This is a genomic window from Pseudoalteromonas sp. P1-7a (assembly GCF_001401855.1).
Taxonomy (GTDB): domain Bacteria; phylum Pseudomonadota; class Gammaproteobacteria; order Enterobacterales; family Alteromonadaceae; genus Pseudoalteromonas.
This window is the reverse complement of the sequence record NZ_LKDU01000137.1, coordinates 1-259: the sequence shown is the minus strand read 5'-3', so window position 1 is coordinate 259 and position 259 is coordinate 1. Positions and strand designations below refer to the sequence as shown.

At 44.4% G+C, this 259-nt stretch carries 1 protein-coding gene; it reads left to right on the top strand.

All coding sequences use genetic code 11. The annotated features are described in order from the left end of the window. Positions 1–259: DDE-type integrase/transposase/recombinase (locus AN389_RS19835; protein ID WP_146258109.1), on the top strand; the 259-nt coding region annotated here is incomplete at both ends.

The following is a 259-nucleotide window of genomic DNA, read 5'->3' as shown; positions in this document are numbered from 1 at the left end:
CGTAAACCGTGTTGCGAAGATCATGCGACAACATAAGCTTAAAGCGCAAATTGGATATAAGCGTCGCCATCTTAAAGGCGGTAAGACATCGCGGATTGCAGATAACTTATTAGCGCGTCAATTTAACCCGCCAGCGCCGAACCAGTCGTGGGTGAGCGACATAACTTATATAAGAACCTATGAAGGTTTTTTATATGTGGCAACAGTGATGGATTTATTCTCTCGGCGCATTGTGGGCTGGTCGATGGATAAAAATATG